Below are 22360 nucleotides of genomic sequence, written 5' to 3'. Positions count from 1 at the left end.
AACACCATTTTTGGGTGGTTTTTGGCTGGCAGCCTACGATCAAAACAGGACTCATGAGGTACCCCGGAGTGAGCGAAAACGGACCAAAAAACGAGACCACAAAGTACTAAATTTCCCGCGCACGCCTGCTGCCATACGCTCCTAGATAACACGCTTGAATTTCGGAGTTGGTGTGGATTTGCGCGACATGCTCGGTGCTGTTTGATAAGGCCGCTCACGAAACCAGAAATTACAGGCCCATTTTTCCCCGCTCAGTACCGGCATGCCGCCATGCAGACTGTCGGGATGGCGGACATTGCTGCCCCGCTGACAATTGTGAAACAGGACCATGCGGCCTTTTCGGGCCCTGATTTCCATGTCCAGATTGGGAAAGGAAGTACCACCACCCTGCTGCGGATTATTGAGGTACATCAGGCAGGTAATCAGGCGTTGGCCACCCCGGGCCATGCAACGCTGGCCACGTTCAGTGCCTGCATCCCATGCATCATAATGAGGCGCGTACTGCTGACCTTCATCATAGTGAACGACTTGCAGGGATTCAGCGTGCTGAAGCGGCAAGCCAACGACATCGGCAACACGCTGGGCCAGACTCTCGACAATTGCGTTGTAGCCATGGGGTATCCAGCAATTACTGCCGGTCCGTCCAGAGCTTTCAACTCCGGATTCTGCAGCACTGACCAGGGCCTGCTTCATTTTGGATTGTGCGGCGCTGACCAGCTGTTCGACTTCCCTGGGCTTGAGAAAGTCCTCGAAGACCACAATCAGGGGGTCTTCGTTCACCCGCTTTCCGGTTTCGTAGAAATCTCCAAGGCGAATATCCATGGTAGAAACGAGCCTCCCTGATTCAAAGCCTTCCCCTCGCATTAGTCCCAGCCAGATTTGGGAAAAACCGGCTCCTGAGATGGACACCCACGGGAAGTACTAAAGAAAGAGGCGGTGCCTGGCACCGCCTCCGTTACCGAATGTCACCTGTTGGTTGGTTAGTCTCTGCCGTTCTTGGCAGAGCCCGAGCCGTACTCCTTCAGAATATAAAGTCCTCCGTTACGGTCAGATGCATAAATCCATGGCTCATTGGGAACCTTGTAAATTCCCCAGATATCCTGGATGCCGCCGTTTTCAGCTTCGAACTCAGTGCCGGCGCGATGGTATCGAGCAACTTCAACAGGATCGTACGGATTGGTGACATCCAATACCACTACGCCATCGCTATACCAGGAAATATACGCTTTCACCCTTCCATCACTGGTCTCAACCAGGACATTGTGGCTCGAATAGGTTCCCCGGGCGTCGCAATTGCCACCAGGTGCAGTCGAGGCTGAACACTCGGTGTCGAAAATCGAGGCCAGTATGGGATTGGCAGGGTCAGAATAGTTCCAGATACGAAGTCCGCTCCAAGGTGTCGAGTTTGAATTGTTGTTGGTCACGACGATTGCGCCAGCTCCTGCGTTTGACGCGTTCACAGACTTCTCCGAAAATGTGCAGGCACCGCGGCGAACGACAGCAATATCACCGGCCCCGAGCGGATTGAGAATCGGGTCGCCATTACAAGCCTGGCCTATCCAAACGAAGTTACCTGAGTACGAGCCTGCACCAAGCGGGAAGTTGTTTCCGCTGAATTCATTGGCCCCGAAGACCGAGTCGGTCAGCGGCCCACTTGTGACTTCCACGCTGGATGCCGTTATGAATCCGGCGTTACCTGTCTGGCTTGCTTCAAATGCATCACCTGTCGAGGTTGCCGCGATTACACCCGGAATGGGGTTGCCGTTGCCGAACGTCACATTGCCAGGGGCAATCGTGGCCTCCCAGGCGCTGAAGTCCTCCTCACCTTCGACCACGATCGTGCCGTCCTCACTAGGCCAGACTGAGTGGCTGTTGACCTCGCCATCGAGTGAGCCATTGGCTGGATCCAGGGCGACCGAAACGACCTGGGGATTAGCCGGATCGCTGATGTCCAGCAAAACCAGGCCCGCATCCCAATTGGCAAGATAAGCTCTGGTGCCGTCGGCGGTGATGGTGACGTCATGTAGAAAACGGTTTTGCGAAGCGCCGAAGCCACTGAACAGATAAGCATCCGCATCTAGAATGACGCCAAAGTCACTTAAATTAACCCAATCAGTTATGTCGGGAAGATGCAGTTGCTCTGCGCCCCAGAAACCCACCAGGGTGGGGTTAGTCGGATCGGTAATGTCGAATATCTGGAAGTTGCCTATCTCGGACTCAACCGTTGCGGCGACATAGTCCTTGGCGCCCTGGGTAAAAAGCCACAGGTTGTGCACGCCGAAATCGGTAAAGCCAAAGTTGTCACGCAGAAACAGGTTGACGTCGTCGGTCTGTACGCTCGCCAAGTGGACGGGATTTGAGGGGTCGTCGACGTTATAAATCTCGTAGCCGCCAGGTCCTCCAGCGCACGATTCGTTCGAATGCACCAGGATGTCCCCGGAACCCATCGATGCGACCCTGACATCGTTAGTGCGGCTGCCGGTTGGAGACTGAATGATCCCGACACGTTCTGGATTGGTTTTGTTGCGCACATCCCATATCCAGATGCCCGCCTCCGGGTCGCCGCCACACGGACTATTAAAAGTTCCGGTGTACGCATAGTTGCCCAGCGCCCAAACGTCGGTTGTAGAGTTTGGAGAAAGCCGTTCGCCGCGACCGGCTTCGGCCAGGTTCTTGGTAACCTTGGCGAACGGCGCATCACTGATGATGCCGGCTACTGCGGCATCGTGTTCCATGAGAGGGGCGCTCGGATCGGAACGAACGTGGCCGTCAGAAATGCCGAGTAGAGGTTGAGATTCGTCGTGGGTTTCTTCGTGGGGGTCGTCGCTAACCAGCGGTGGTGGTGTTGCTAAAACCGAGAATGCCATAAAGGTTGAAATGATTGCCAAACCAGGCGTGAACGCTTTTGGTTGCTTCATAGTGCGTCTTCCCTTTCTTTATTTTTTTATCATTGTCTCGACGACTACATAATTCCCTCGGACCTGAGTTGCGTGGCCTTTTTGACCAGCGTAAAAATAAGCCATATGCATGCCATGAAAAAATAACGGATTAACTTTATGGGGTTGCAAAAGCCGGTGATGTGGTCGGTGGCGCTATATGTAAAGGATTCTGACGCATTGACGTGTCCTACTGTGCCGGGCATGCAACAGCGACAAGTTCCCGTTCATTTGTTCGCCACCGTCATTTCCCTATGTCGTGGAGTTCGTTGAATGGCAGCAGGACCTTTGTGCTCAATGAGCATCACGAACAATTTGGCAAGTCACTGCTTGAGGCATTCGAGAAATGGGCCAGAGCATTGCAAGCGATCCGGAAAGCATGGCGCCGATTGATCACTGCATCTGAGCAAAAGGTTTATTCCGGCATGCGACACCGGGAGGTGTGGGCGTTGAGATTCAGCATTCCTTTGCTGCCGCTCCAGATGAACGTTCCCGTTTTCTTGCCCAGAATCCTTGCCGACAGGTGTTGAGTGCCCGGTCGCTCATTGAGTCCGTAGCACACGAACAGTGGCACCAGATGTTCCTCTCTCGGATGGCAGAATCTCGCGCTGGGTGCCTGGTCCCAATAAATCAGACGCTTCGTGCGGTCAGCCTCGGTCAGGTCCGGGTTGCAGACGGTATCCTCCAGCCATTTTTCGAAGGCCTCATTGCGGATATTTGATTCCGGGTCAGAGTGGTTGAAGAACTCCCGCATGTTGTGGAACGAAAAGCCTGAGCCAATCACGAGGAGGCGGTCAACGTCGAGGGTCTGTAGAGCTCGTCCAATCTCTATGTGAGTGCCGGCATCCAGGGGATTCATGAGAGACAGCTGAATGCACGGGATGTCTGCCTGCGGAAACATCAGTTTCAGAGGTACAAAAAGTCCGTGATCAAACCCTCTTTCTTCGTCCAGCGACGTCGGCAAACCTGCCTTTTTGAGCGCGTCATGCACCTGTCGTGCAAGGTTCGGTGCACCGGGGCACGGGTATTCAATGGCGTAGGATTCCGCTGGAAAACCGTAATAATCGTAGATCAATGAGGGATTGGCGCCCGCAGTGATGGTTGCAACGGGTGCTTCCCAATGAGCGCTGAGCACCAGTATCGCTGAAGGTGGGTTTAGCGACTTGCCAAGAGCTGTGAGCTGCTCGACCAGCTCATGGTGTTCCGGGTCGCCCAGAAGTGGCAACGGCCCTCCCCCGTGGGAAATAAACAGAGTGTCGATGTGTCTTGGCATGGATGCTCCCTGTCAATCTGACGAGGAAACAGCCACCCCGCAATGCATGGAGTGGCTGTGCGCGGATGTGATCAGTGCCGATAACGATGGGGCTCAGGCAAGTGCTGTCCGGCGCCCGCTGCCTCCGCCAAGGCTGGTGAGCAAGGTGTTGTCGATGGCAAAGCGACCCCCGCCCTGAATCAGTACGGCAACACTGACAACAAACAGCGTCAGAGCGTACTCATAGCCGTTGTTCGACATGAACAGGCCGTTATCGATGTGTACCGCGAAGATGGCGACGAGCATCGCGACGGCATTCGCAAGGGCCGCTGGCCGAGTCAGGAAGCCCAGGGCAAGAGCGAGTCCGCCAAAGAATTCCGCGCCGCCGGCGAGCAGCGCCATCAGGTAGCCGGGTTCCAGGCCAATACTGGCCATCCACTGGCCAGTGCCCTCCAGGCCATAACCGCCGAACCATCCGAACAGTTTCTGTGCCCCGTGCGCGGCCAGAATGACACCGACCGGTACTCGAAGGATAAGGCCCGCAAGCCCCGCATTGGATTGAAGGAGTGCTTTAAAAAATGTTGCGTTCATCGTGGTCACCTCGTATCAGGTTATTCCAGTTTCTTGTCGCCGGGACTTGTTCCCGATTGATGTACCCACTTTACTGTCATTAAAAACAAAGAATAAGATCTCCTCTGTTGAGTTATTATCAACATAACGATGTTAATGGTGCAGTCGAGTTCACCAAGGAGTAAGCCGTTATGGATCGGATCGACGCCATGCGGGCGTTCGTGCAGGTTGTGCAGGAAGGCAGCTTTACCCAGGCGGCGAACCGGCTGGACACTTCGCCTCAGCTGGTTAGCAAATACGTTTCCCAGTTGGAGCAGCGACTGGGTGTTCGGTTGCTGAACCGCACGACCCGCCGCGTCAACCTCACTGAAGCTGGCGAAGGCTATTACCAGAGCGCCCAGCAGGTGCTCGCCGATATTGAGGATATGGAGAGCCAGCTCGGTGACCTGCAGGCAGATGCCCGGGGCACCCTCAGGATCAGCGCGCCGGTTTCCTTTGCCATTCACCATATGGCTCCCCTGTTGAGTGCGTTTCAGCAAGCCCATCCCGGGGTTAAGGTAGATCTGCAATTAAACGATCGAAAAGTGGATATCGTTGAGGAAGGGTTCGACATTGCTCTGCGCATAGGGCACTTGAGAAGCTCGTCGCTCATCGCCAAACGCATTGCACCTGTGCGAGTCGTGTTGTGCGCCTCTCCGGACTACCTGCAACGTCATGGCTCGCCGGAGCAACCCATGGATCTGATCGACCATCATTATCTTCACTACAGCTACATGGATCCCGGTCTTGGCGGCTCTGCCCTCAAGTGCTTGCAGCGTAACCGGCAGCCTTTGAGCATGGTCAGTAATAACGGTGATGTGCTCGTGGCTGCAGCCATCTCTGGCGCAGGCATTGCTCTGCAGCCAACGTTTATCGCGGGTGCTGCCATACGAAAAGCACAGCTACAGGTGGTTCTGCCAGACTATGAGCCCGAACCCATGGCGCTCTACGCGATTTATGCGCACCGTCAGCTGCTGGCCAGCAAGGTTCGGAGTTTTATAGATTTCATCGATGGTTATTTTGGCGATCCGCCGTATTGGGATGAATTTTAGATAGGCGGAGATGAAGAGTTAGTTCGGCGCGTACTGGTTATCTCATACTCATTTTTGTGCATTTTTCAGTAAAATTAGGTTATTCACATGTTGCACGCTAATCACTTGAGTGGATGCTGCTCACACTTAATCAATGGAGGCTTACAAACTCATGGCAAACCTGATTCCGGTTGTTACCTTGTTCGGTGGTCTGACTGGATTTTTTGCTTTAGCGCTCGCGCTGCGTTTCGCCTTTGGCAAGCTCGCCGATAAGTAAGATTCAGAGCGACGTACGAGTAACTTCGCACGATCCTATTACCATAAATCCGGGGGTATAGGCGGACACTGTTCGTCGGTAATGCCATTCTGGCAGAGTTAGCTGGCCAGCGGCGGATAACCCAGCGTTTCCCGCAGGCGCTCGACGTTGGTCGCGAGCCACTCCGGATTTATGGCCCCCCAATCTTTCACTTCATAGTGCCCGGCCTTCGTGGACCCCACGTGCTCTATATGGACATCGATTTCATGAAGCGCGTTAATCGTGTCCTGTGCCGTTCGGCGAGGCATGCCCGTGGCCTCAATAATCGCAGGAACGCTGTTGGTTCCCGAGCTGATCAACCAGGAAATATACAGGCGCCTGTAAAAACTGGTTTTGGTTTTTGAGGGGCTTTCATTCACGGTCGAGCGTCCTGTCCTTTTGAAATTTGTTTGGGGCACGTTTGTGGGCTGCCCGGTAATGAGTTTCACCAGAACGCCTGCACAATAGCAATGGCGCCGGGTGGCTACGGTCGCACATATCCGCCAACATTCGCCATCAAACTGCCGGGTGCCAGATTAACACGCAATACAGGCCCCCTCTTTCTTAAAAGCTCTGGATTAATCTGGTGCTACCACCCCCGCGAAACGGACACCGGATAAAAATGCCATATCCCGTTTCCATGTGGTCAGGTCGGATCTCGTGAACTTCTCCAGCGAATCGTGGCCGCAGGCTCTGGCAAGAACTTTCATCAATGCAGTCGAGGCCTCCAGGAAATTTCTGAGCTGTACAGAGGAACGATCGACGTTCAGGCGCTGTCGCAAATCGGCTTTCTGCGTCGCTATGCCTGCGGGACAGTTATTGGTGTTGCAGATTCTTGCAGCAACGCAGCCAATGGACTGCATCGCACTGTTTGCTATGGCTACCGCATCAGCCCCGAGGGCAAGCGCCTTCACGAAATCGGTGGGCACCCGGAGGCCACCGGTGATAATAAGTGATACCTTGCCGGTGGGATCGTTCTCGTCCAGATACTTTCGTGCTCTGGCCAGCGCGGGAATGGTTGGCACGCTGATGTGGTCGCGGAATATTTCTGGTGCAGCACCGGTGCCACCGCCTCGGCCATCCAGGATGATGTAATCGGCGCTCGCATCCAGCGCAAACTGGATGTCCTCCTCAATATGGTTCGCGCTCAGCTTGAATCCGATGGGTATTCCGTCGGTTAACTCCCGAACTCGGTCAGCGAACTCCTTGAAATCCGTGGTGGTGCGGAGCTCTGTAAAGGTCGGGGGTGAAATGGCCGGCTCACCCTCCGGAATACCTCGAACTTCCGATATCCGGCCGACGTTTTTATTGCCTGGCAAGTGTCCCCCGGTGCCGGTTTTGGCACCCTGCCCGCCTTTGAAATGAAAGGCCTGCACCTTGCAAATCTGTGACTCGTCGTAACCGAACCGGGCGCTGGCTAATTCATAGAAATACCGTGAATTTGCCTGCTGCTCATCAGGCAGCATGCCGCCTTCGCCGGAGCAGATCCCGGTTCCGGCCATTTCAGCCCCCTTGGCAAGGGCCAGCTTGGCTTCTTCGCTCAGTGCGCCAAAGCTCATGTCGGAAACGAACAGAGGGATTTTGAGCTTGAGTGGTTTTCGGGCATTGGGACCAATCACTACTTCCGTTGCGACCTCAACATCCTCCATTAGCGGTTTGGTTGCCATCTGGGCGGTCAGGAGCTGAAGGTCGTCCCAGTGTGGTAATTCATGACGTGGAACGCCCATGGCTGTCATTGGACCGTGGTGCCCCATCTTCGACAACCCTTCCCGCGCCAGTTCATGAATAAACTCTACCGTGGGCTCCTCCTGTGTGGCCTTTGCGGAAGGCGCTCCAGATTTTGGTTCTTCAATCCCGGGGCCCTGCTGTCCCTTTTCAGATTCGCTGAATTTCTTGTGAGTGCCATCGCAATAGGGTGTTGAAGAGGAGTGTTTGCACTGACACAGGAACGCATCTCCGTCGTCGTCCGGCGAGAACTTCTGAGGCTTGAAGTCAGTGCCTGCGTGCGAACCGTCGCAAAAAGGCTGGTTTGACGACCGACCGCAGGCGCAGAAATAGTAATCTTCACCTTTCTTTAAGCTGACTTTCGCCGGTTTGATGTCGGCAATGACCGGTTTCATTGGTAAAAAGCCTCCCCCATGCTTCGCGAAAACGAGTCCATCTTTAATGGTTGTTCTCAGCTTAGACTAGCCCCGACCCGCTACCGGGTTTAACTTTAAGTCACCTGAGTAATTGATTTCGGGCTCCCAAACCTTAATACAACGACCTGAAAATGAGCGGCTTTATGGCATTGCATGACCACCCGATGTGGCGAAAGCCGCAGCATCACAAGGACCTTGGGCAGCCGAATGATCACGTTCACTGGACTGAATTGTTTTACGACCTGATTCATGTGGTCACCATATTTCTCCTTGGAAACTACTTGTCCGAAAACCTGGATGTAGATGGTTTTCTGATCTTTACCGGGCTTTTTGTGGCGCTCTGGTATGCGTGGGGTGAGCTCAGTATTTTCAACTCTATCTATGTGAGCACCGACATCTGGCACCGGATCATTATGTCGGTGATGATTTGTACGGTGATGTTCATGGCAGCGGCCATCCCGGCCATCGAAAGCAAGGGCTGGACCTACTTTGCGCTCGGTTTTGCGGTGAACCGCGTGTTGCTTGCCTTTCTTTACTTCAGATCAGGGCGTGCCAACGGGACGATGTGTCCAATGTGCGCAGAGCAAATCAGAAACTTCTCAATATTCGCCGTTATTTTCGGAAGCACGGCGTTCCTGCCAAAGCCCTACTGCTTCTGGGTTTTTGCCGCTGCGATGGTAGCCACCCAGGTGGTTTATATGGTTCCCGGAATCTCTGTTCTCCGCTTTCCCCGTTTCTTTCCGCGTCAGGGGCATATGGCGGAGCGTTTTTCGTTACTGACCTTGATCGTGCTTGGCGAGGGTTTTTTTAAACTGGTGGTGACCCTCTCGGAAAAAGGTATTTATAAAGTTTCACCCGACGTTTTGTTCAATTTCGTATGGGGTGGCATCGCGATGTTCGTGATGTGCTGGCTTTACTTTGACTTCATCGGCAACGGTAAAACCAGGGACGAAAGGCCAGCTACGCTGGTCAAATGGTGGCTCGGGCATCTTGCGCTGATGCTCTGCGGCGTTATGGTTGGCGTTGCGCTGGCTGCCGAGGTGAAGGTGGGGTTCTGGGAGCCCTACCCGACCAAATATGCAGCCATCGGATGTTTTGGGTTGGCGGGTTACATTGCCATGCTCTGGGTACTCAGGTCTGTCGTCGAGCACCGGGTTGCCTCGGAGTTTGGGCGCGGCGACGTGCGTCTCACAGGAATAGTTATTGCCATAAGTTGCTTTTATATTGTGCCCCACGTGCCTTCGGTGATCGGCAACCTGATCTGGGGTACGGCGCTCCTATCGCAGATCGCTATTCCCCTTTTCCGGGGGTGGAGGCAGTTCAGATACGAGTGAGCTTTATTCAGGCTGAGAACGCTAATCGCAGCGACTCTCTCCGTGTGCAGGATCTATTCTGCGGCCAGTCCTCTATTGGAGAGGCTCTCTCTCAGCAGGTTCACCCGCTTTCGGTTAACGCCCATATCGTAGATGCCGAGCAGCGACTGGGACCGAACGTTGAGAGTTTTTTGATCCTGGCTGGCGAGAATCTCCAGGTAATCCGGAAATCCGAACAGTTCGCTGTAACAGGTGATGCGTAGGTATCCGTACCGGGACTCCTGAAGCGACGCTCCCGGCAACGCCAGCGCAACTTCCTGGATGCGTTGCCAGGATGAAGGCGTCAATGGTTCGGTGAGTTCGATGGGGTCCACCTGATACCGGCTCACATCAGACTCGCTGGAAGCACAGTTCAGAAGTGGTGGGCAGCCGTCGAGCCTGAATTCGATGCCCGACGGCGGTACGTTGTTGGTAGACCCGCAGCCTGTCAATGCGAGCAAGCAAAGGATGGCCGCATGGCCCGGTTTATTCATGGTTGTCCATTCTTGAGTTAGTGCTCTTCCCTGACCTGGTTCCGGGTGTGTCGAAAAGGTTTGCGAGCGTCAGGACGTCGCTGCCTCCGCTTCGGTCGCCGCTACCGTTATTCCAAGCCGTTCGTTGACCGCATCCCGGATCTTCCTGTATCGGGCCGGGTTGTTGATGAGCGTGTCCAGGTCGGCCTCAGGAAATATCTCGTGCAGCTTTTTCTTTGCGTCGTCTTTCAATACAAACTGGGGCAGCATGCGTTCGAGCGCGCGCAGCATTACCTCCGGCGAAACAGAAGCGCCCGGTGAGGCGCCCAATAATGTCCCGTAGCTTTTGTCGCTGGACACGATGATCTCGGTGCCCATCTGGAGGTCCCCGTCCTTGATGATCTGAACCCGCTGGCCGGCTTCAACTGGCTTCCAGTCAAACTGTTTGCTGATGCCGGGCGCGAAATTTTCCAGCTCCTCCAGCATGCTTTTTTCGCCCTTGAAGGTTTCGGATACCAGGTATTTGACCAGGGGAAAGTGTTCGAAGGTGACGTTCAGCAGGCCCGGAATGTCGTGGAGGCGCATCGATTTGAGGTAATCGAAAAAGCCGCGTCCTTTCTCAAGGACGGGCTTGAACGAGGCAAATGGCCCAAACAGCAGATAATGCCGGCCGTTAGCGACCCGCAAGTCCAAGTGCGGCACAGACATGGGGGGGGCACCGACTTTCGCCTTGCCATAGGTTTTTGCGCAGTAATGTTCGGCCTGCTCGGCGGTAATCGGCGCCTGCAGGAACCGGCCACCCACGGGGAATCCTGTAAATCTGCGTCCAAATGGCTGATGGCTTTTCTTCAGCAGTGGGAAGGCGCCTCCGCCTGCCCCCACAAACAGGACATCAGCCTTGTACTGCACCGACTCTCCCCTGCTGTCGGTCTCAATAAGCCAGCTCCCCGAAGGGCTGCGGTGCACGCGCCTCACATGGGTGCCGTATTCGATTTTTACCCCAAGCTCGTTTTCAGCGTACGTTGCCATTTGTTCAGTGAGCGCGCCGAAATTCACGTCGGTGCCGGTTTCGATGCTGGTAGCGGCCATTTTTTCATGGCGAGGCCGGTGTTCCATGGTGTAAGGAATCCAGCTCTTAATCTCGTCGAAATCCTCTGAATAGCGCATCTCCTCAAAGAAGTGATGGGCCGACATTTCCTTGAATCGAAGGCGCAGTTCGTTAATGGCCGTTTCGGAAACGATGGTGCAGTGTTTGGTGCGGTTGATAAACGTTGACGGATCTTTGATGGCGCCTTTTTCGACAAGGTAAGCCCAGAATTGCTTGGCGACATTGAACTGGGCGTGAATTTTCAGCGCCTTTTCAACGGAAATCACCTCTTCGTCCACGGGTGTGTAGTTCAGTTCGCAGTTCGCTTCATGCCCGGTGCCGGCATTGTTGAAGACCCAGGAATTTCCCGCTCCGGGACCGTCCAGCCTCTCCAGAATCGTGACGTCCAGGTTCGGTGCCATCTCTTTGGCCAGCGTGGCGAATGTGGTTCCCATAATGCCCGCGCCAATGATGATCACGTTCATAACGTTGTCTCGCTTTTTCGGTTCAGGGTATTGCGTGGATTGGGGTAGTGAGTGTCAGCATTCGGTCGTGTTGACCGCAAGCCCGCCGCGGGAGGTTTCCTTGTATTTGTCCTGCATGTCCTTGCCTGTTTCCCGCATTGTGTTTATCACTTTATCCAGGGATATGAAGTGCTTGCCGCTACCTCTTAAAGCCATTTGTGCGGCATTGATCGCCTTCACCGCGGCGATTGCGTTTCGTTCTATACAGGGTACCTGAACCAGGCCGCCCACCGGGTCGCAGGTCAGGCCCAAATTGTGTTCCAGTCCGATCTCGGCGGCGTTTTCTACCTGTTCAGGCGAGCCACCCAGTACCTCGCACAAACCGGCTGCCGCCATGGCGCAGGCCGAGCCGACTTCGCCCTGGCACCCTACCTCGGCCCCGGAAATGGAGGCGTTTTCCTTGCACAGCGTACCAATAGCGGTTGCGGCCAGGAAGTAGTCGACAACGTGTTTTTCGGAGGCCTTGGGCTCAAACTCCATGTAGTACATCAATACTGCCGGGATGATGCCAGCGGCACCATTTGTGGGGGCAGTAACCATCCGTCCACCACAGGCGTTTTCCTCGTTCACCGCTAACGCGTAGAGATTGACCCAATCCATCGCACCCAGGGTGGAGCTGATAACGTTGGGCTGTTCACTGCTTTGCAGCGCCCGGTAAAGCCCCTTTGCCCGCCGCTCGATGGCTAATCCCCCGGGCAGAGGACCTTCCCTGGTAAGACCGGTTTCAATGCAGTCCTTCATGGCCGCCCAGATGGTCGCAAGTCCTTTGCGAATGTCCTGCTCGGAGCGCCAGGTCTTCTCGTTTTCCATGACCAGCTGGCTGATTCGTAAGTGATGTTTCTCACACAGGTCCAGTAATTCCGTGCACCGGCTGAAGGCGTATGGCACCTTGGTTTCAGGTACCAGTGAGCTTCCCTCCCGCGCTTCACTTTCCTCCAGTACAAAGCCGCCCCCAATTGAATAGAAGGTGTTGGCGCTCAGGGTCCGGTTTTGCTCATCAAGGGCACGAAAACGAAGGGCGTTCGGGTGATATGGCAGGGTTTCGTCAAGAAAGCGCAGGTCCCGGTTCCATTCGAACGGGATTGGGTGCTGGCCGAGGAGGTGAAGCGTTTCGTTTTCTTTGAGTTTATCGACGGTTGGGCGAATGATGCCGGGGTCAATGGTGTCCGGGCGCTGCCCCATCAGGCCCATGACAACGGCCAGATCGGTACCATGCCCAATCCCGGTAGCGCTCAGCGAGCCAAGCAGGTCTACCTGGAGGTGTTTCACCTTCCCAATAGCGCCCTCGCTTTCGATTTGCCTGGCAAATCTTTCGGCCGCGATCATTGGGCCCACGGTGTGTGAGCTTGACGGGCCAATCCCTATTTTGAACAGATCAAATACGGATACAGACATAGGGTCACCCGATAGGTCTATCGGTTGCGGAGCTCCGCTCAAAGCAAGGACTCCTTGGTTCAGTGTAGATTTAAATACTCCGTTTTGTGCGTAATTTCTTTCGCGGCTTTAGCTGGGATCTGCCTCTGCCGTCAAATGGGCGCGCTTGAGTCGGACTCATTGAGGATGCTGAGAAACAGCTCCCGTGCCCGGTTTGTCCGTCCGTGGGTGCGCGTGATCGCGGCGACGCCCAGGGAGTACTGTTTAATCTCAGGGGCCAGTGCCCTCAACTCCCCCGCAGCCACATAAGGCTCGACATAGGTATCCGGCATAAAGCCGATGTAGGCCCCAGACAGGATCATGGCGAGGCGAGCTTCGTAAAAATAGGAAATAGCCGCCTTGTTCATGTCAGCCAGCTGCGCGCCTACTTCCGGGCTGGTATGGATGCCCGCGTGTACCACCTTGCTCGCCAGAACAGCTTCGAGCGAAAGCTCTTCGGGCAAGGTGTCATACAACGGATGAGCGCGGCTACAGTACAGGTGAAAGTGGTCGGCGTACAACTGGGTGTATTCAAGGCCGGTCAGTTCCCTATGGAACGGGATCAGTCCGATATCGGCTTCATCATTCAATACCATGCGCTCGATGTCGCTAAGCGCTTTTACATCCAGCAGGACGTTCACATCCGGTGCCGCCTCTGAAAACCGGGCAATGGCCTCCGGCAGTTTGGATTGCGGGTCCATATAGATGGCGTCGCTGGCAATGATGCGCAGCTCCCCGGTCAGGCGGACATGCAGGGCGTTGACGCCGGACCGGAACGATTCCATCGCCGAAAACAGTCCTTTCATCAGCTCATAGACCTCGATGCCCTCCTCAGTGAGGGAAAAGCCGCCCCGCCCTCGCCGGCAGAGTCTCAGGTTCAGCCGGTCTTCCAGCTTGGCAATATGAGTGCTGATGGTCGAGCGACCTATGCTCAGTTCGCTCTCGGCGGCCGAGAACCCGCCGCTTTCCACCACCGCCTCGAACACTTTAAGCAATCGGATCTCGTAGTCGCCGACCTGCCCGAGGCTGACCTTGAGGTCTTTCTTCATTGTTTGATGGCCTTCAACGTTTACATCGAAAGAATGACATTTATCACACTTACTCCCGAACTTACCATCCCGGAAAACCAAGGACACTGAATTTTCGTCGTTTATGGAGTCGTTTATGTCACTCAAGCTGAATGAGCCCGGCCTGTTCCGGGAGCTTGCCTTTATCAACGGTGAATGGGTTTCTGCCGCCAAGGCACACAAGTTCCCGGTGTTTAACCCGAGCACGGGTGAAACCCTGGCTCATGTCCCGGATCTGGGCGCAGAAGAAACCCGCAACGCGATTGACGCCGCCGAGGCTGCGCTGGCCCCGTGGCAAGCGTTAACAGCCAAAGAACGGGGGAGCTTTTTGCGCCGCTGGTTCGACCTGATCATGCGCCACCAGGAAGACCTGGCCCGCATCATGACCAGCGAACAGGGCAAGCCACTGGCCGAGGCCAAGGGTGAAGTGGCCTACGGTGCGAACTTCGTCGAATGGTTCGCCGAAGAAGCGAAGCGAATCTACGGCGACGTCATTCCTGCCCACGGGCCAGACAAGCGCATCGTGACCATCAAGCAACCTATCGGTGTTGTGGCTGCGATCACGCCGTGGAATTTCCCGATCGCCATGATCACCCGGAAGGTCGCACCGGCCCTGGCGGCTGGCTGCACCGTGGTCATCAAACCTGGCGAGGATACCCCGCTGTGTGCGCTGGCTCTGGCGGAACTGAGCCGTCAGGCAGGCATTCCGGCAGGCGTGGTGAATGTCGTGACGACCCTGCAGGCGCCCGAGGTCGGGCGTACCTTGTGTGAAGATTCACGCGTTCGCAAGCTGTCTTTCACCGGCTCCACCCCGGTTGGCAAGCTGCTGATGCGCCAGTGCGCAGATACCGTCAAGAAAGTCTCGCTGGAGCTTGGTGGCAACGCCCCCTTCATCGTGTTTGATGACGCGGATGTGGATGCAGCGATCGCCGGACTGATGGCATCGAAATTCCGCAATGCCGGCCAGACCTGTGTATGCACCAACCGGATTCTGGTTCAGGCCGGTATTCACGATGTGTTTGTTGAAAAACTCAACGCTGCGGTCGCGGCCCTGAGCGTGGGCGATGGCTTTGCGGATGGCGTAACCATCGGCCCGCTGGTCAACGACAAGGCTGTATCCAAGGTACGTGGCCTTGTCGACGATGCTATCGCTGATGGCGCCCGCGTCACATTCGAGCACGGCAGCACACCGGATAACCCTAACTTCTACCCGCCAACGGTTCTGGCCGGCGTTACGCCCAACATGGCCATTGCCCGTGAGGAAATCTTTGGCCCGGTGGCGACGGTGTTCCGGTTCACCGAAGAGTCTGAAGCCATTGCCATGGCCAATGACACGCCCTTTGGCCTGGCAGCTTATTTCTACAGCCGTGACATCGGCCGCGTCTGGCGCGTGGCAGAAGCGCTCGAATACGGCATGGTTGGGATTAACGAGGGGCTCATTTCCACCGAAGTGGCACCGTTTGGTGGCATGAAGGAGTCCGGTATCGGACGCGAGGGTTCCCGCTACGGCATCGATGACTTTGTCGAAATCAAATACCTGTGCATGGGCGGCATTGGCTGACCCACTGATGACGAATTAAGGAGACTGTGTTTATGTCCAATCAAACTCTTCACGAACGTCGTGCTGCCGCCATGGCCCAGGGACAGGGTGCCCTTCACCCTGTTTACGTGGACAAGGCGCGCAATGCTGAAATCTGGGACGTAGAGGGCAAGCGGTTCATTGACCTGGGTGCCGGCATTGCCGTCACCAACACTGGCCACAACCACCCGAAGGTCCAGGCCGCCGTACAGGGCCAGGTTGAGCGCTTCAGCCACACCTGTCTGATGGTAACACCTTACGAATCGGCGGTTGAACTGGCTGAGAAGCTGACCGAGATCGCCCCGGGCTCTACGCCCAAAAAAGCCATGTTCGTAACCACGGGGGCAGAAGCGGTTGAGAATTGCGTAAAAATCGCTCGCTCCTACACCGGTCGTTCCGGGGTTATTGCGTTCAAGGGTGGCTTCCACGGACGCACCAACCTGACCATGGGGCTGACCGGCAAGGTCAAGCCGTACAAAGCGGGTTTTGGTCCGTTCCCGGCTGAGATTTTCCACGCGCCCTACCCCAACGCTTATCACGGCGTATCCGTAGAGGAATCACTGGCCGCTCTGGACGACTTGTTCCTGTGCGACATCGAGCCTAGCCGAGTTGCTGCCATTATCATCGAACCTGTCCAGGGCGAAGGTGGCTTCTACCCGGCGCCAGCCGAGTTCATGCAGGCACTGCGCAAGCGCTGTGACGAGCACGGTATTCTGTTGATCGCCGATGAAATCCAGACTGGTTTCGCACGGACCGGCCGCATGTTTGCGACCGAGTATTCCGGCGTGGAGCCGGACCTGATGACCATGGCAAAAGGCATCGCCGGCGGCTTCCCGATTGCCGCCGTGGTGGGCAAGGCTGAGATCATGGACCAGCCCGCCCCGGGCGGTCTTGGTGGCACCTACGGTGGTTCGCCCATTGGTTGTGCGGCAGCCCTGGCTGTGCTGGATGTCATCGAGGAAGAAAAGCTGTGCGAGCGGGCCCTGGAAATTGGCCAGCGCATGGTTGGTCGCCTGCAGCAGTTGCAGGCGCGGTTCCCCGCGCGCATCGGCGATGTTCGGAATCTGGGTTCCATGATCGCCATGGAGCTGGTGGTTGATGGCGACGTCAACAAGCCGGACCCGGAACTGACCAAGGCACTCATCACCGAGGCCGCCAGTCAGGGCTTGATCCTGCTTTCCTGTGGTATCCGTGGAAATGTGGTGCGGTTCCTGCCGGCACTGACCATCTCCGACGATCTGATCGATGAAAGCATGGATATCCTGGACCGCTGCTTCAGCGCTCTCAGCTGATTAAATCCAGGTTTCAGCGCCACCCTTCGGGGTGGCGTTTTTCGTTGTTAAGGCCAGAAAACAGCCGGATTCCTGCAAAATATCCCCTGGGGGGTATATAGCCCGGCGCTCCGAACTCGTAACGTTGTGGACAATAACAGCCAAAGGTACGACACCGCATTGTCGGGCCTTCGGAAAACTCTACAATGCCCTGCGGTTTCGGGAGCAACATCGTGACAGTGATTTCTCATACCAGTTCCTACTATGCGGCCTCCGCCAATGACACCCGGATGCGCCCATCCCTGAAAGACCACATCAAGACCGACATCTGCATCATCGGTGCCGGTTACACCGGCATGTCCACCGCCCTGCACCTGGCGGAAGCCGGCTATCGCGTCGTCGTGCTCGAGGCCAGCCGTATCGGTTTCGGCGCCTCAGGCCGTAACGGTGGCCAGATCGTGAACAGCTACAGCCGTGACATCGATTTTATCGAGAAGCATTACGGCCAGAACGTCGGCAAAGAGATGGGGCAAATGGCCTTCGAGGGTGGCCGGATTCTTCGTCGCTTCGTCAAGGACTACAACATCCAGTGCGATCTGAAAGAAGGCGGTGTTTTCGCCGCTTGCAACAACCGTCAGTTCCGGGAACTCGAGGAAAAGAAAGCGCTGTGGGAGGCCCATGGCCACAAGGGCCTGGAGCTGCTGGATGCCGATCAGATCAAGGCTCATGTGGGCTCTGACCGGTATGCCGGCGGATTGCTGGATAACACCGGTGGACATTTCCACCCGCTGAACCTGGTGCTGGGCGAAGCCGCTGCACTGGAATCGCTGGGTGGCACCATTTACGAAGGTACGCCGGCGCTGGAGGTTCAGGAAGGTTCCATGGCCGTAGTGAAGACTGAATCGGGCAGTGTGACTGCCGATTACGTGTTGGTGGCTGGCAATGCCTACCTCAATGGCCTGCTGCCTAAGCTGGAAGCCAAGGCGATGCCCTGCGGTACCCAGGTGATTACCACCGAACCGCTGCCTGAATCGGTTCAGAAAAAGCTCCTGCCGAAGGACAACTGCGTCGAGGACTGCAACTATCTGCTGGACTACTACCGCCTGTCCGGTGACGGACGCCTCATCTATGGCGGTGGCGTGACCTACGGAGCCCGGGAACCCAGCAAGATCGAGTCTCTGATCGTTCCCAACATGCTGAAGACCTTCCCTGAACTGAAGGGAACCAAGGTTGACTTCGCCTGGACCGGCAACTTCCTTCTGACTCTGATGCGCCTGCCGCAGTTCGGGCGAATTGGCAGCAATGTCTATTACGCCCAGGGCTACAGCGGCCACGGTGTGACCTGTTCACACCTCGCTGGCAAGGTCATCAGCGATGCCATCCGCGGTCAGGCTGAGAGCTTTGATGTGTTCGCTGGCCTGCCCCAATACAGCTTCCCTGGTGGTCGCCTGTTCAGGATTCCATTCACGGCAATGGGTGCCTGGTACTACAACCTGCGCGACCAACTGGGTGTTTAAGGTACGGACGTGAAAACGGGCCACCCCCGGGGCCCGACGCACCGCCATGACCTGTAGTCACTGCGGCGAGCAAATCGCCGCAATTCCCTAAAAAAACAAACCATGGGTACAGAAATGACACATGACGCTTCGCAAACCCTCAGCGGATACCCTCCGATCGAAGATCAGGCGGAGGAATCTCGCCAGAAGGGCCCTCTGTCCTCCATTCTCGCATACGGCTCCATCATGGCCGGTTTCGCCTATCTGTCCTCACAGTATGCCGATGGCGAGTCCTACGGCTTTGTGAGTTTGTTGCCGTCATTGTTGATCGTGCTCGTCGCGATCAAGACCAAGAAGCCTCTGGAATCCATTTTTGCCGGTATCATTGCCGGCCTGCTCCTGCTCGAGCCAACGACACTGATCACCAGTCTGGGCGATCTGTCCATGGGTGTGGTGCAGAACGAAACTATCGCCTGGATTGTGTTGGTGTGCGGGATGATGGGTGGATTGATCAACATCCTGGAGCGCGGCGGCAGCGTTCTTAGCTTTGGTGAATTCCTCGCCAAGCGGGTTAAGACCAAGCGCGGGACCATGCTGACCACATCCTTCCTCGGGCTGGCCGTGTTCATTGACGATTACCTGAACTCCCTGGCCGTATCGGCATCCATGAAAAACCTCACCGACCGCTTCCGCATTTCCCGGGAAAAGCTGGCGTTCCTGGTGGATTCCACCGCGGCGCCGGTCTGCATTCTGGTTCCGCTGTCCACCTGGGCGGTTTACTTCGGTGCCCTGTTGGAAGAAAACGGTGCGGTGGCCGAGGGCCAGGGTATGTCCCTCTACATCGAAGCCATTCCTTACATGGCCTACGGCTGGGCGGCACTGATCGTGGTTCTGCTGGTCGCTACCGGCAAGCTGAAGGATATTGGCCCTATGAAAGCAGCGGAACTCCGTGCTCAGAAGGGTCAGCCCATTCCGGATGGCGTGGAATCCATCGGTTTTGACACCTCTCACGTGAAGCGCCCGCCGGTGCTGGTTGGCATGATGAACTTCATTCTGCCAATGGCCGTGCTGGTAACGGCCAGCATTTACTACGAGATTGATCTGCTGCTGGGCGCGCTGGTCGCTTCAGGCTTCACCATGGTCCTGTATTTCTGGCAGCGCCTGATGAGCTTTGGCCAGCTGGCCGATGCCATGCTGGATGGCTTCAAGGTGATGTTGCACCCGATCGCCGTGGTGGCAGCGGGCTTTATGGTCAAGGAGATTAACGACCAGCTGGGTATGACCACCTACATCATCGACACCATCACGCCGTACCTTTCCCCGGCTCTGTTGCCGGCAATGGTGTTCGTGTCCATGGCTGCAGTTGTGTTCGCAACGGGGTCCAGCTGGGGTGTGTTCGTGGTTTCCCTGCCCATCGTGATTCCGATGGCCATGGCGATGGGCGTGTCGATGCCGCTGACCGTAGGTGCTTTGCTGTCTGCCTCCGCGTTTGGCAGCCATGCCTGCTTCTTCAGTGACTCCACGGTTCTGTCGTCCACCGGCTCTGGCTGTACACCGATGCAACACGGTCTGACACAGATTCCGTACGCGCTGATTGGCGCAGCCATGGCCTTCATTACCCTTCTTATCCTCGGATACGCGGTCGCCTGATCGCGCTCCTTCTTGCCAGGCAGGGGTCGGCTCTGTCTGGCAAATCTTCCCTTCCTTTTTGATCATTTACCGTGAATGGCTCGCTCCCTGGCGTCTCTGCCTCTATCCGGATCCTCCTGACTTTCGATTGCTGTGATGGCATTGAGGTATGCGGCGGGAACCCCGGTTTCGATGGCGCCTTGCACCACATGGTGTACATACCAGGAGTGCGGCAGCAGGGATGAATCTGTGCTCGTCGCATAATAGGTAAACGCTTCAAGGGAATACCCCTGCGCATCGGTTACCGTTACCTGCTTTTCCCGATAGCCGAAACCCAAACCTTCAACCAGGTCGAGCCTGCCCTTCTCGTGCTCCAGTATGTCGAACACGGCGCCAATGACGGAGTCATCCGGATTTCCGGTAAACAGTGCGTCGCACTTCGCAGACCCGTCTATTTTGCTGTGCTTGTGAAACCGCAGCGAGTGCTCAACAAGGGTAAACATCCCTATGCGTTGGGCACTGGGAACCCGTTGTTTCAGTCTGGGGAGTGACATATTCGAACCATAAGCAAAATACTTCACGCAGCCTCCTTATTCTCGACACCTACCTCAGAAGTTCGATGGGGGTATGACCTCGCCGGTAAAGATGACCGATGCCGGCTTGCCTGTGTCGGGGTGCAGCGGCTCCCTCATCGAAGCCAGCCTTAAGCCGTTGTCTGAAAACAGCGCCACCCAGCTTTCGAGGGTTCGGAAATACCAGGGGGCTGGATCAACAAATTCTGACCCAAAGCCATCCCAGGAACCTTCCCGCCAGCCGTCAACGTAGGCCTGATCGTTTGCGACGACAGGGTGCAGCGTTTGCACAATGAATACCCCACCTGATTTCAGATACCCGGGTACAGCACCAAACAAGGCCTCTACCGACTCCTTGCCGAGGAGGGAAAAATTGCAGACGACCACGTCAAACGCGCCTTCAATCCGTCCGGCCGCAACCTCCTCGTATGAGGCGGCCAGAAAGCTTCCTCCACCAGCCGTTCTGGCCAGCTCGATGAGTTCAGGCACCACATCGACTCCAGCCAGGTGGGGTACCCCCGGCGCAAGCTCTCGGATGAGCCATCCCTCTCCACAGCCAACATCCATAACCGATTCGGGTGAATGACTCAGTATGGATTCGACAATGGCTTTGTCGGTAACCAGCTTCCGGCTTTCGACTTTCCTGTTTCGCACCGTCGCAGCCCACTGGGTTGCGTTCTTCTCCCAGGAGTCGACGATTCGCTCATCACTGTGTGGATTCATAAACCAATCCGTTTAAAACAGCTTGCTCCTCAGTTCGGCCGTGCCTTTTGCCAATGATTTAGCGCCCTGATGTGCCCTGCAGGAAGCTCGGAATCTCACTGACAAGTGCAGCCGGACGCTCTTCAATCACTCGTTGGCTTGCGTCGTCAATGATTCGAGGCTGCGAATCAGCAGCAGGATTGATCAAGCTGAATGGGCGGGCACGGGGTGTCGCCATAGGAGCAAAACACACAACAATCGCCCTGCTTGGGCTTGATCAGTGCTTTGCAGTGTTTGCATTCATAGAAATACTGGCAGGCATCTTCTGGCATGGTTTCCACTTCCCGGTGCCCGCACTCCGGACAGGTTATCTCGGACGTCAGTTTGGGGTTCATCATTCACCTTTCTGCTGAAAATTTTTTCGCCGCCCGGAACACGCCAGCGTCGCAACCCGGTATGGGCACAGGCTTCACGGGGCACGCCCGGTCGGTTGATCCAGAGAGCAAAAGCGCTCACGAATCCCAGTTTTGCACCTTTCCATCTTCGACCACGTGGCCGGATCCAACAATGAGTGTCAACACATGAATCTTCTCCAGTGGTTGCCCGAGCCCATCGGATAAGGCGACAGCCAGACCGGTCTGAAGCGAAATCACCCTGTCCTCTGGCCAGGCCGAGGGCAGGTATAAGGTTGCCATTACGCTATAATGGCGGCCAACCTGGGCATCGGCCCGAATCACATTGAGGGTCATTTCCTTCGAATCGACACCGGAGGCCTGAGCCCACAGTTCCACAAGGTTCGGGATGGCACCCCCAGAATCCTCGTTCACGACGCAGTTTGCGATGGGCATGATTCGATCTCTTCCCTTCAAGGCACCCTAATAACCCGCAAGCCAAGGGTGGCAGCCTATTACCTGCGGATGAACCGTCCGCC

At 56.0% G+C, this 22360-nt stretch carries 20 protein-coding genes; 6 read left to right on the top strand and 14 right to left on the bottom strand.

The window, feature by feature from the left end; all coding sequences use genetic code 11:
- Positions 1–141: 141 nt before the first annotated feature.
- The 4 genes from QVZ43_RS10455 to QVZ43_RS10440 all read right to left on the bottom strand — a co-directional run bounded on the left by QVZ43_RS10455 (position 142) and on the right by QVZ43_RS10440 (position 4779).
- Positions 142–822, bottom strand: a complete 681-nt coding sequence (locus QVZ43_RS10455) for a prolyl hydroxylase family protein (protein ID WP_302909890.1) — start codon at positions 820–822, stop codon at positions 142–144.
- Between the two features lie 158 nt (positions 823–980).
- Entirely contained in the window at positions 981–2918 is a 1938-nt protein-coding gene (locus QVZ43_RS10450) for a PA domain-containing protein (RefSeq protein ID WP_302909889.1), read from the bottom strand.
- 433 nt (positions 2919–3351) lie between these two features.
- Positions 3352–4209: a DODA-type extradiol aromatic ring-opening family dioxygenase gene (locus tag QVZ43_RS10445; RefSeq protein WP_302909888.1), complete on the bottom strand. Its 858-nt coding sequence runs from the start codon at positions 4207–4209 to the stop codon at positions 3352–3354.
- A 93-nt stretch (positions 4210–4302) separates the two neighbouring features.
- Positions 4303–4779, bottom strand: coding sequence for a DoxX family protein (locus QVZ43_RS10440; RefSeq protein ID WP_302909887.1), 477 nt, complete (start codon positions 4777–4779; stop codon positions 4303–4305).
- Between the two features lie 170 nt (positions 4780–4949).
- Here QVZ43_RS10440 and QVZ43_RS10435 point away from each other — a divergent pair, with 170 nt between their 5' ends.
- Positions 4950–5849: a LysR family transcriptional regulator gene (locus tag QVZ43_RS10435; RefSeq protein WP_302909886.1), complete on the top strand. Its 900-nt coding sequence runs from the start codon at positions 4950–4952 to the stop codon at positions 5847–5849.
- Between the two features lie 354 nt (positions 5850–6203).
- On the opposite strand, the gene QVZ43_RS10430 is transcribed toward QVZ43_RS10435, so the two are convergent.
- Positions 6204–6503 carry a helix-turn-helix domain-containing protein gene (locus QVZ43_RS10430; RefSeq protein ID WP_302909885.1) on the bottom strand — a complete coding sequence of 100 codons (300 nt, stop codon included), beginning with the start codon at positions 6501–6503 and terminating at the stop codon, positions 6204–6206.
- A gap of 198 nt (positions 6504–6701) precedes the next feature.
- Positions 6702–8243, bottom strand: a complete 1542-nt coding sequence (locus QVZ43_RS10425) for a glutamate synthase-related protein (protein WP_302909884.1) — start codon at positions 8241–8243, stop codon at positions 6702–6704.
- A 164-nt stretch (positions 8244–8407) separates the two neighbouring features.
- On the opposite strand from QVZ43_RS10425, the gene QVZ43_RS10420 reads away from it, so the two are divergent.
- On the top strand, positions 8408–9598 hold the full coding sequence (locus tag QVZ43_RS10420; RefSeq protein WP_302909883.1) for a low temperature requirement protein A: 1191 nt from the start codon (positions 8408–8410) through the stop codon (positions 9596–9598).
- Positions 9599–9651: 53 nt separating this feature from the next.
- Here the strand turns inward: QVZ43_RS10420 and QVZ43_RS10415 are convergent, their stop codons facing one another.
- The 4 genes from QVZ43_RS10415 to QVZ43_RS10400 form a co-directional block, all read right to left on the bottom strand.
- A complete protein-coding gene (locus tag QVZ43_RS10415) occupies positions 9652–10110 on the bottom strand; it encodes a DUF1499 domain-containing protein (RefSeq protein ID WP_302909882.1) in 459 nt (152 codons plus the stop codon).
- Positions 10111–10179: 69 nt separating this feature from the next.
- Complete coding sequence (locus tag QVZ43_RS10410; protein WP_302909881.1) at positions 10180–11661, bottom strand: malate:quinone oxidoreductase; 1482 nt, start codon at positions 11659–11661, stop codon at positions 10180–10182.
- A 54-nt stretch (positions 11662–11715) separates the two neighbouring features.
- Entirely contained in the window at positions 11716–13095 is a 1380-nt protein-coding gene (locus tag QVZ43_RS10405) for an L-serine ammonia-lyase (protein WP_302909880.1), read from the bottom strand.
- A gap of 131 nt (positions 13096–13226) precedes the next feature.
- Positions 13227–14162: a LysR family transcriptional regulator gene (locus tag QVZ43_RS10400; RefSeq protein ID WP_302909879.1), complete on the bottom strand. Its 936-nt coding sequence runs from the start codon at positions 14160–14162 to the stop codon at positions 13227–13229.
- Positions 14163–14277: 115 nt separating this feature from the next.
- On the opposite strand from QVZ43_RS10400, the gene QVZ43_RS10395 reads away from it, so the two are divergent.
- The 4 genes from QVZ43_RS10395 (at position 14278) to QVZ43_RS10380 (ending at position 20176) form a co-directional block, all read left to right on the top strand.
- The gene (locus QVZ43_RS10395) at positions 14278–15741 is read left to right on the top strand and encodes an NAD-dependent succinate-semialdehyde dehydrogenase (protein WP_302909878.1); all 1464 of its coding nucleotides are present in this window, start codon (positions 14278–14280) and stop codon (positions 15739–15741) included.
- A gap of 26 nt (positions 15742–15767) precedes the next feature.
- The gene (gene gabT, locus QVZ43_RS10390) at positions 15768–17051 is read left to right on the top strand and encodes a 4-aminobutyrate--2-oxoglutarate transaminase (RefSeq protein WP_302909877.1); all 1284 of its coding nucleotides are present in this window, start codon (positions 15768–15770) and stop codon (positions 17049–17051) included.
- Between the two features lie 221 nt (positions 17052–17272).
- Entirely contained in the window at positions 17273–18547 is a 1275-nt protein-coding gene (locus tag QVZ43_RS10385) for an NAD(P)/FAD-dependent oxidoreductase (protein WP_420890925.1), read from the top strand.
- A gap of 114 nt (positions 18548–18661) precedes the next feature.
- On the top strand, positions 18662–20176 hold the full coding sequence (locus tag QVZ43_RS10380; RefSeq protein WP_223793638.1) for a Na+/H+ antiporter NhaC family protein: 1515 nt from the start codon (positions 18662–18664) through the stop codon (positions 20174–20176).
- Between the two features lie 62 nt (positions 20177–20238).
- On the opposite strand, the gene QVZ43_RS10375 is transcribed toward QVZ43_RS10380, so the two are convergent.
- From QVZ43_RS10375 to QVZ43_RS10360, 4 genes are all read right to left on the bottom strand, one after another.
- Entirely contained in the window at positions 20239–20736 is a 498-nt protein-coding gene (locus QVZ43_RS10375) for a gamma-glutamylcyclotransferase family protein (RefSeq protein WP_302909876.1), read from the bottom strand.
- 27 nt (positions 20737–20763) lie between these two features.
- Positions 20764–21450, bottom strand: coding sequence for a class I SAM-dependent methyltransferase (locus QVZ43_RS10370; protein WP_302909875.1), 687 nt, complete (start codon positions 21448–21450; stop codon positions 20764–20766).
- A 167-nt stretch (positions 21451–21617) separates the two neighbouring features.
- Positions 21618–21827, bottom strand: coding sequence for a GDCCVxC domain-containing (seleno)protein (locus QVZ43_RS10365; RefSeq protein WP_223793641.1), 210 nt, complete (start codon positions 21825–21827; stop codon positions 21618–21620).
- Between the two features lie 114 nt (positions 21828–21941).
- Complete coding sequence (locus tag QVZ43_RS10360; protein WP_223793642.1) at positions 21942–22277, bottom strand: hypothetical protein; 336 nt, start codon at positions 22275–22277, stop codon at positions 21942–21944.
- Between the last annotated feature and the right edge of the window lie 83 nt (positions 22278–22360).

It is taken from the genome of Marinobacter suaedae, assembly GCF_030519635.1.
Taxonomy (GTDB): Bacteria; Pseudomonadota; Gammaproteobacteria; order Pseudomonadales; family Oleiphilaceae; genus Marinobacter; species Marinobacter suaedae.
This window is presented reverse-complemented; position numbering and strand designations above follow the sequence as displayed.